The following is an 8,301-nucleotide window of genomic DNA, read 5'->3' as shown; positions in this document are numbered from 1 at the left end:
GGCGCGAGGAATATCTTCGAGCCGATACCGGCGGAGGAGAGCCAGGCGCCATCGTCGAACCCTAGCGAGAACGCGCCGCGCAGGTCGGGCAGTCCGACCGTGGTGAGACGGCTGTCGAAATTGGCGAGGAACGAGCCGAGCAGCACCGCCGCCACGGCGAACAACGGCTGTGGCGCGACGCCGCCGCGCGAGAGCGGTCCGCGGCCGGCATCGTCATTTTCCGCCATTCGCGGCCTTCGTGTCGATGCTGGTGACGACCGACATGCCGGGCACGAGCCGTGCCAGCAATGGCTGATTGTCGTCGAGTTGAATCCGCACGGGAATGCGCTGCACCACCTTGGTGAAGTTGCCGGTCGCATTGTCCGGCGGCAGCAGCGCGACCTGCGCGCCCGTCGCCGGCGCGATGCGCTCGACYTTGCCGCGCAGCTTCTCGCGCGGGAAACTGTCGACGGTGATCTCGACCGGCTGGCCCGGTGCGACGTGCGTGAGCTGGGTCTCCTTGTAGTTCGCGATCACATAGACCTTCGGCAGCGGCACCACGTTGATGAGGTTGGTGCCGATATTGACGTAGTCGCCGGGCTGCACCTGGCGCTCCCCGACGACGCCGTCGAACGGCGCCGATATCTTCGTGTAGCCGAGCTTCAGCCTCGCACTCGCCAGCGACGCCTTGGTGGCTTCGAGATCGGCGGCGCGCTGCTTCCTGGTGCCTTGCAGGACTTCGAGCTGATGCTGCTGGGCGGCGATCACGGCGCGGCTGGCACGCACGTCGGCCTGCGCCTTGGCGTAGTTTGCTACCGCCTGCTCGAACCGCTGCCGCGTGCCGGACTCGGTCTGCGACAGCGATTGCTGACGCTCCTGCTCCTGCCGCGCCTCGACCTCCAAGGCTTCGGCCGACAGCCGCGCGGCTTGCGCCTGCGCGATCGTCGCATATTGCAGCTCGACCTGGTTGGCCAGATTGTCGAGCGCGGCTTGCGCGGCGGCGACCGCGGCTTCGGATTGCGCGACCTGTGCCTCATAGTCCGCGGGATCGATCTGAATCAGGAGGTCGCCGGCCTTGACGCGCTGGAAGTCGGTGACCCCTACGGTCAGCACCTCGCCGGAGACACGGCTCGCCAACCGCGTCAGCTCGGCGCGCACATAGGCGTCATTGGTGGTCTGGACCACGGCATTGCCGACCCATTCGTCGAAGCGCAGCGTCGCCAGCGCGACGAAGGCGAGCGCGACGATGACCGCGAACAGCGGAATCGCGAACCGGCTCCACAGCGAGCTCGCCGGCCGCTGCGTCGGCTTGGGTGACGGGGCTGGAGCGGCAGGCGGTGGCGATGACGTAACTCGATCCTGCTGACTCACGACATGTCCCCAAAGCCACTTTGCCCGAACGCGAATCTCACCATCGTCATTCCGGGATGGTCCTTCGCATCGCCCCGGAATGACAGACGTTAGCTAATGCCCTAGACCGTCTTCTCCGGCCACCGGCAGAGATCGTTGATCAGGCACACCTCGCAGCGCGGCTTGCGCGCGAGGCAAGTATAGCGGCCGTGCAGGATCAGCCAATGATGGGCATGCAGCATGAACTCGGCCGGGATCACCTTTTCGAGACCAAGCTCGACGTCCAGCGGCGTCTTGCCGGGCGCGAGCCCGGTGCGGTTGCCGACACGGAAGACATGCGTGTCCACCGCCATGGTGTGCTCGCCAAAGGCCATGTTGAGCACCACGTTGGCGGTCTTGCGCCCGGCGCCCGGCAATGACTCGATCTCGGCCCGCGTGCGCGGCACCTCGCCGCCGAATTCGCTGAGCAGCTTTGCCGACAGCGCGATCACGTTCCTGGCCTTGGTGCGATAGAGGCCGATGGTCTTGATGTACTCGCGCAAGGACTCCTCGCCGAGATCGAGCATCTTCTGCGGCGTGTCGGCGACCTCGAACAACGCGCGCGTCGCCTTGTTGACGCCGGCGTCGGTGGCCTGCGCCGACAGCACCACGGCGACCAGCAGCGTGAACGGATTGACGTGCTCGAGCTCCCCCTTCGGCTCCGGATTGGCCTTGCGGAAACGGCTGAAGACCTCGTGGATCTCGGCCGGCGTCCAGGGTTTGACGGCCTTGAGCGATTTCTTCGCAGGGGCCTTCGGCTTCGCCACAGCCGCCTTTGCTTTTTTCTTCGGCACGGCTGCTTTGCGCGGGACCGGCTTGCGGGTGATTTTCGCCATGATCGGGATATACTGAGGGACGATGAGCACAGGCAACGAAATTGAGCGCGGGGGCTCCGAGGATCAGAGCGAAGCTCAAATCTTCTCGGCGCTGCTGACGCCGCACCGCTCGCTGAACCGCACCGGCTTCCTCGCCGTGATGCTGTTCCTGAGCGTCGTCAGCTTCGTCACCGGCCTCGTCTTCCTGATGATGGGCGCGTGGCCGGTGCTCGGCTTCTTCGGCCTCGACGTGCTGGTGATCTGGTGGGCCTTCAAGGTCAATTTCCGCGCCGCGCGGGCCTGCGAGGAGATAGTGGTCACGCCCTCGGAACTGCGGGTGCGGCGCGTCAGCCATCGCGGCCAGGTCGCCGAATGGACGTTCAATCCGCTCTGGGTCCGGCTCGACCTGGAGGTCGACGAGGATTTTGGCCTCGAACACCTCTATCTGATCTCGCGCGGCCGCCGGCTCCAGCTCGCCGGCTTTTTGGGGCCCGAAGAAAAAGCAAGCTTTTACAATGGCTTGGTTGAGGCGCTAAACGCCGCCAAGCGGGGACCGACCTTCAACCCCATTCGCTGATGTCACGTCGGAAATCGGGTGGTTTCGAGCTGCCCCCTCTCCTACATTTCCGGTCATGATGACACTCGCCATACATGATCACCGCCTGACCAAGCCGGGCCCCCAGAACGCCGCGCTGCGCGACTATGACTCGGTGCGCCGGGCGATCGCCTTCATCTCGGAGAACTGGCGCGCGCAGCCGACCATCGAGGCGATGGCGGATGCGGCCGGCGTCACGCCCGATGAACTGCACCATCTGTTCCGCCGCTGGGCCTCGATCACGCCGAAGGCTTTCATGCAGGCGCTGACGCTCGACCACGCCAAGGGCCTGCTGCGGGATTCCGCGAGCGTGCTCGACGCCGCGCTCGACTCCGGCCTGTCGGGGCCGGGCCGGCTGCACGATCTCTTCGTCACCCACGAGGCGATGTCGCCGGGCGAATGGAAGAATGGCGGCGCGGGCCTCACGCTTCGCTACGGCTTCCACGCCTCACCCTTCGGCACGGCCATCGTGATCGCGACCGATCGCGGATTGTCGGGACTTGCCTTCGCCGATCCCGGCGAGGAAAAAGCAGCGCTTGCCGACATGATGCGGCGCTGGCGGAACGCAACTTACGTCGAGGATCACGAAGGCACCGCCCCGCTCGCCCAGCGAATCTTCGACACCAAGCTGTGGCGGCCGGACCAGCCGCTGCGCGTGGTGATGATCGGCACCGATTTCGAGGTGCGGGTCTGGGAAACGCTGCTGAAGATCCCGATGGGACGCGCGGTGTCCTATTCCGACATCGCCTGCAACATCAACAGCCCGAAGGCCTCGCGCGCCGTCGGCGCGGCCGTCGGCAAGAACCCGGTCTCCTTCGTCGTGCCCTGCCACCGCGCGCTCGGCAAGAGCGGCACGCTCACCGGCTATCACTGGGGCATCACCCGCAAGCAGGCGATGCTGGGCTGGGAGGCGGGGAAGCTGGGGGTGCAGTGATTCTTCTCCCTCGCCCCGCTTGCGGGGAGAGGCGAAGAAGCCTACCCCGCCAGGTCCAGCTTCGAGGCCACCGTCGAATCCGCATTGAGCCGGTAGATGATCGGCACGCCCGTCGCGAGCTCGCGCTTCAGGATGCCTTCGGGCGACAGCTTTTCCAGCACCATGATCAGCGCGCGCAGCGAGTTGCCGTGGGCGGCGACCAGCGTGCGCTTGCCGTTGAGCACGCTGGGCAAAATCTCCTGGACGTAATAGGGCAGCGCGCGCGCCAGCGTGTCCTTCAGGCTTTCGCCACCGGGCGGCGGCACGTCGTAGGAGCGGCGCCAGATCAGCACCTGGTCCTCGCCCCATTTCTTGCGGGCGTCGTCCTTGTTGAGGCCGGAGAGATCGCCATAGTCGCGCTCGTTCAGTGCGAGGTTCTTCTCCGTGGGCAGCCCCTCCTGACCGAGCTCGCCGAGGATGAGATCGAGGGTGTGCTGCGCGCGCGTCAGCACCGAGGTGTAGGCGACGTCGAACACGAGTCCCTGCGCCTTCAGCTTGCGGCCGGCTTCCCTGGCCTCGGTGACGCCGAGCTCGGTGAGATCAGGATCCTTCCACCCCGTGAACAGGTTCTTCAGATTCCATTCGCTCTGGCCGTGGCGGACGAGCACGAGAAGACGTTCGCTCATTGATGACTTTCCGTTATTTTCGTTCAGATGTCGGCGAGGCCGAGCACGTCGGCCATGGAGTAGTGCCCCGGCTTCTTGCCATGCGCCCACAGCGCCGCCTTCAGCGCGCCGTGCGCGAACAGGATGCGGTCCTCGGCCTGATGCGACAGCGTCAGGCGCTCGAACGGGCCGAGGAAGCTGACGCTGTGGTCGCCGGCCGCGGTGCCGCCGCGCAAGGAGGCGAAGCCGATGTCGCCGGGCCGGCGGGCGCCGGTGATGCCGTCGCGGCCGCGCGCCGCGTGATCGTCGAGCGAGATGCCGCGGCCGGCCGCCGCGGCCTGCCCCAGCATCAGCGCGGTGCCCGAGGGCGCATCGATTTTCATGCGGTGGTGGGTTTCGACGATCTCGATGTCGAAGGTTTCATCGAGCGCCTTGGCGACGCGCTTGACCACCGCGGCAAGCAGATTGACGCCGAGGCTCATATTGCCTGATTGCACCACGACCGCGCGATTGGTGACGCTCTTGATCACGGCGTTGTCGGAACTCGAAAGCCCGGTGGTGCCGATGACATGCACGATGCCGCGCTCGGCGGCGATCGCGACGTTGGCGATGGTCGCGGCCGGCACGGTGAAATCGAGGATGCCGTCGGCCTCCTTCGACATCGCCCAGAGATCGGCCGAGACCTTGATGCCATTGGCCGGCAGGCCGGCGAGCACGCCGGCATCCTTGCCGAGCAGCTCGGAGCCCGGCGCCTCCAGCGCGCCGGCCAGAACCGCGCCTTTGCTCTCGGCAATCGCCCGCGTCAGCGCCCGGCCCATCCGGCCGCCGGCTCCAGCAACAATCAAGCGCATGTCGGACATGATGTGATCCTCTTCGGGGCCGTTGTAGCGGGGGGATGCAGTTCCGGCAACCGAGGGGAGCAGGCGGCGGTGACGCCACGTTCAGCGTCGTTCCGGGGCGGCTCGCAGGGCCGAACCCGGAATCTCGAGATTCTCAGGTGCGCAATGGCGCACCATAGTTCGCCTTCGGCGCCCCGGAATGACGGCGTGCCTCAGCCRTCCGACGGCTGCGGGCCGTCATAGCCCTCGATGACGATGAGGTCGGCGACCGAGTGCGGCTGGCGCACCTTGATGTTGGCCTGGTATTCCGGCGAGTTGTAGCAGGCGATCGCGGTCTCGTAGTCCGGGAATTCGATCACGACGTTGCGGGTGCGGCTGGCGCCTTCGACGGTGGTGAACTTGCCGGCGCGGACGACAAAGCGGCCGCCCCATTTCTTGAAGATCGCACCGTTGGCGACGGCATAGGGCTTGTAGCCCTCGTCACTGCTCACATCGACGCGCCCGATCCAGTAGCCTTTTGCCATTGTTCTTCTCCCCTGTGTTGTTGTCTCTATTTGAGCATGATCTGATCGGAAAACCGCTGCACACTTTTCCGGATCATGCTCCCAGCGCCTGCGCGATCTCGGCCTGGATGGCATCGGCGATCGCCCTGGGGTCGGTGGCTTCCACCACCGGGCGCCCGACGACGAGATAATCGGCGCCCGCGGTGATCGCACGGCCCGGCGTCATGATGCGTTTCTGATCGCCACTTGCCGAGCCCGCCGGCCGGATGCCGGGCGTGACGAGGCTCATCTGGTGGCCGACGATCTTGCGCAAGGCGCCCACTTCCTCCGGCGACGACACCAGCCCGTCGATGCCAAGCACCTGCGCCTGCTGCGCGCGCGCTTCGACGAGCTCGGAGACGCCGAGCCGGAAACCTGCCGCGTGCAGATCGTCATCGTTGTAGGAGGTCAGCACAGTGACGGCGAGGATCTTCAGGCTCGAGCTGCCGCGGCCTTCGACGGCGCCCTTCATGGTCTGCGGATAAGCGTGCACGGTGAGGAAGGTCGCGCCCAGCCTGGTGATGCTCTCGACGCCTTGCGCCACGGTGTTGCCGATGTCGTGCAGCTTGAGGTCGAGAAAGACCTTCTTGCCCTTGTCGGCGAGCCTGGCAACGAGCGGCAGACCGCCGGCATAAGCGAGGCGATAGCCGATCTTGTAGAACGTGACGCTGTCGCCGAGCCTTGCGATCATCGCCTCCGCGGCATCAACGCTCGGCAGATCGAGCGCAACGATCAGGCGGTCCTTCGGGGCGATCTCGGCTGGCGTCATGTCACCTCACATCATGCGTTGGGAAATGTCGATCAACTGCGTGACCAGCTCCTTCAACGCGGCGATATCGCCCTCGTTCTTGAGCCTGTCCATATCGTCATAGGCCTCTCCGGCAAAGGCGAGCGTGAGCTGGCTGGCAATCACATTGGCGTGGCAGGAGGTCAGGATCAGCCGCAACGCCTGCAGCGCGCGGGCCGTGCCGAGCCGGCTCTGCGAGGCGCCGGCAAGCGCGAAGGGGCGGTTGCGGAACACCTCGCCGCGCGCCTCGTGCAGCTCGTGCACACGGCTGACCCAGTCGATCGCGTTCTTCAGCAGCGGCGGCACCGAGGCATTGTATTCTGGCGAAACGATCAGCACGCCATGATGCGCGCCGATCATGCGCTTGAGATTGATCGCGTGCTTGGGCACGCCTGATTTGGCCTGGAGATCGCCGTCGTAGATCGGCAGCGGAAAATCGGCGAGCGAGATGCGGGTGACGTCGACGCCGGCCTGGGCGAATTCATAGGCGGCGACCGCGGCCAGCTTCGCATTGTGCGAGCCGGTGCGCAGCGAGCCGGGAATGACCAGGATTTTGGGTGCGGACATCCGATCCAATGCGTTCGGCGAAACGAGCCCGCCGCGCAAAGACGAATGCCGGCGGAATTAATCCTTGCGATACACCCAGACGCGGGCCGGCGGAAGGTTCATCCAGATCCGTTCCGAGGCCTCTGTGGACACGCCGGGCAGCGATTTCGGGATCGGCGGCACCACCGCATAGGTGAACTGGACGAAGGGCGCACCGGGCGCGAGCGCCGTGAAAGCATCGCGAATGAGCCGCAGCCGCGTCAGCATCGGTTTGGTGACGAGCGGCAGGCCGGAGACGACCGCGGATGCCGGCGCGCTCAGCACGTTCCAGAGCGTGTCGCGCAGGCGATAGGCATCGCCCTGCACGACCTTGGCCTGCGGATAGCGGTCGCGCAGCAGCGCGCAGAAGCCGGGATTGTACTCGACGAGGACGAGACGCTTCTGGTCGACGCCACGTTCGACCAGGGCCGAGGTGATGGCGCCAGTACCGGGGCCGAGCTCGACCACAGGTGCATCCGAGTTGACGTCGACGTAATGAGCCATGGTCCGGGCCAGCAGCTTGCCCGACGGCATCACTGCGCCCATGTGGAGGGGCTTTTCGATCCACGATCTGAGAAAGCGCACCTCGTCATCGAGACGAGGCTTCTTCAACGCACGCGCGGACGATGGCAATGGCATGTCTGGACCGGACGGGACCGCGTGACCGCGGCGTGTCAGAAAATGGTCATAAAGACGTATAGGCCGAAGGCGATACGGTCAAGACGAGTCAATTCGCCCGATTACCGAAGAAATCCTTGACCTTGGCGAAGAAGCCCTCGGATTCCGGCTGGGTGTTGCCGGAAGAGAGCTTTTCGAACTCGGCCAGCAATTCCTGCTGTTTTTTGGTGAGATTCTGCGGGGTTTCGACCACGACCTGAACGTACATGTCGCCGGTCTGGCGCGAGCGCAGTATCGGCATGCCTTTTGATGCAATGCGGAATCGACGGTTGGACTGGGTCCCGGCGGGCACTTTCACCTTGGCTTTGCCCTTCTCGATGGTCGGCACCTCGAATTCGCCGCCAAGGGCGGCCGTCACCATCGAAATCGGCACCCGGCAATGCAGATCGGCGCCGTCGCGCTGGAAGAACTGGTGCTGGGCCAGCGACAGGAAGATGTAGAGGTCGCCGGCCGGGCCGCCCCGGACGCCGGCCTCGCCTTCGCCGGCGAGCCTGATCCGCGTGCCGTCCTCGAC

General features: G+C 65.6%; 11 protein-coding genes and 1 pseudogene. 2 read left to right on the top strand and 10 right to left on the bottom strand.

Annotated features, from left to right (window positions below; genetic code table 11):
• The 3 genes and pseudogenes from AC1D00_RS15985 to nth form a co-directional block, all read right to left on the bottom strand.
• Positions 1-227: pseudogene (locus AC1D00_RS15985) on the bottom strand (MFS transporter); the annotation flags it as partial.
• Entirely contained in the window at positions 214-1,350 is a 1,137-nt protein-coding gene (locus AC1D00_RS15980; RefSeq protein WP_477011338.1) for an HlyD family secretion protein, read from the bottom strand. The pseudogene AC1D00_RS15985 and the gene AC1D00_RS15980, both read right to left, overlap by 14 nt.
• A gap of 101 nt (positions 1,351-1,451) precedes the next feature.
• Positions 1,452-2,204 (bottom strand): endonuclease III, encoded by a 753-nt coding sequence (gene nth / locus AC1D00_RS15975; protein ID WP_404551596.1) that lies wholly within the window; start codon positions 2,202-2,204, stop codon positions 1,452-1,454.
• Positions 2,205-2,226: 22 nt separating this feature from the next.
• Between nth and AC1D00_RS15970 the strand changes: the two genes are divergently transcribed.
• Both AC1D00_RS15970 and AC1D00_RS15965 read left to right on the top strand, forming a co-directional pair.
• Positions 2,227-2,760 carry a DUF2244 domain-containing protein gene (locus AC1D00_RS15970; RefSeq protein WP_477011337.1) on the top strand — a complete coding sequence of 178 codons (534 nt, stop codon included), beginning with the start codon at positions 2,227-2,229 and terminating at the stop codon, positions 2,758-2,760.
• Between the two features lie 55 nt (positions 2,761-2,815).
• On the top strand, positions 2,816-3,712 hold the full coding sequence (locus AC1D00_RS15965) for a methylated-DNA--[protein]-cysteine S-methyltransferase (protein ID WP_135178679.1): 897 nt from the start codon (positions 2,816-2,818) through the stop codon (positions 3,710-3,712).
• Between the two features lie 41 nt (positions 3,713-3,753).
• Here the strand turns inward: AC1D00_RS15965 and AC1D00_RS15960 are convergent, their stop codons facing one another.
• The 7 genes from AC1D00_RS15960 to AC1D00_RS15930 form a co-directional block, all read right to left on the bottom strand.
• Positions 3,754-4,377, bottom strand: coding sequence for a 2,3-bisphosphoglycerate-dependent phosphoglycerate mutase (locus AC1D00_RS15960; protein WP_135178678.1), 624 nt, complete (start codon positions 4,375-4,377; stop codon positions 3,754-3,756).
• Positions 4,378-4,400: 23 nt separating this feature from the next.
• Positions 4,401-5,216, bottom strand: a complete 816-nt coding sequence (dapB, locus tag AC1D00_RS15955) for a 4-hydroxy-tetrahydrodipicolinate reductase (RefSeq protein WP_271577031.1) — start codon at positions 5,214-5,216, stop codon at positions 4,401-4,403.
• A 191-nt stretch (positions 5,217-5,407) separates the two neighbouring features.
• Complete coding sequence (locus tag AC1D00_RS15950) at positions 5,408-5,719, bottom strand: DUF1330 domain-containing protein (protein ID WP_477011336.1); 312 nt, start codon at positions 5,717-5,719, stop codon at positions 5,408-5,410.
• A 73-nt stretch (positions 5,720-5,792) separates the two neighbouring features.
• Positions 5,793-6,506: an orotidine-5'-phosphate decarboxylase gene (pyrF, locus tag AC1D00_RS15945; protein WP_477011335.1), complete on the bottom strand. Its 714-nt coding sequence runs from the start codon at positions 6,504-6,506 to the stop codon at positions 5,793-5,795.
• Positions 6,507-6,512: 6 nt separating this feature from the next.
• The gene (locus tag AC1D00_RS15940; protein WP_135178674.1) at positions 6,513-7,091 is read right to left on the bottom strand and encodes an NADPH-dependent FMN reductase; all 579 of its coding nucleotides are present in this window, start codon (positions 7,089-7,091) and stop codon (positions 6,513-6,515) included.
• Positions 7,092-7,148: 57 nt separating this feature from the next.
• Positions 7,149-7,748, bottom strand: coding sequence for a class I SAM-dependent methyltransferase (locus AC1D00_RS15935; protein ID WP_007598495.1), 600 nt, complete (start codon positions 7,746-7,748; stop codon positions 7,149-7,151).
• 88 nt (positions 7,749-7,836) lie between these two features.
• Positions 7,837-8,301: DnaJ C-terminal domain-containing protein (locus AC1D00_RS15930; RefSeq protein ID WP_477011334.1), on the bottom strand; the 465-nt coding region annotated here is incomplete at its 5' end.

The organism is Bradyrhizobium sp. P2_E8 (assembly GCF_056403875.1).
The sequence above is the reverse complement of the archived record's forward strand: the minus strand, read 5'-3'. Positions and strand labels throughout refer to the sequence as shown.

Bases quoted from the DNA above. Each gene is read 5' to 3' on its own strand.
- pyrF (WP_477011335.1), bottom strand. From the start codon at position 6,506: ATGACGCCAGCCGAGATCGCCCCGAAGGACCGCCTGATCGTTGCGCTC.
- nth (WP_404551596.1), bottom strand. From the start codon at position 2,204: ATGGCGAAAATCACCCGCAAGCCGGTCCCGCGCAAAGCAGCCGTGCCG.
- AC1D00_RS15935 (WP_007598495.1), bottom strand. From the start codon at position 7,748: ATGCCATTGCCATCGTCCGCGCGTGCGTTGAAGAAGCCTCGTCTCGAT.
- dapB (WP_271577031.1), bottom strand. From the start codon at position 5,216: ATGTCCGACATGCGCTTGATTGTTGCTGGAGCCGGCGGCCGGATGGGC.
- AC1D00_RS15970 (WP_477011337.1), top strand. From the start codon at position 2,227: ATGAGCACAGGCAACGAAATTGAGCGCGGGGGCTCCGAGGATCAGAGC.
- AC1D00_RS15960 (WP_135178678.1), bottom strand. From the start codon at position 4,377: ATGAGCGAACGTCTTCTCGTGCTCGTCCGCCACGGCCAGAGCGAATGG.
- AC1D00_RS15965 (WP_135178679.1), top strand. From the start codon at position 2,816: ATGATGACACTCGCCATACATGATCACCGCCTGACCAAGCCGGGCCCC.
- AC1D00_RS15940 (WP_135178674.1), bottom strand. From the start codon at position 7,091: ATGTCCGCACCCAAAATCCTGGTCATTCCCGGCTCGCTGCGCACCGGC.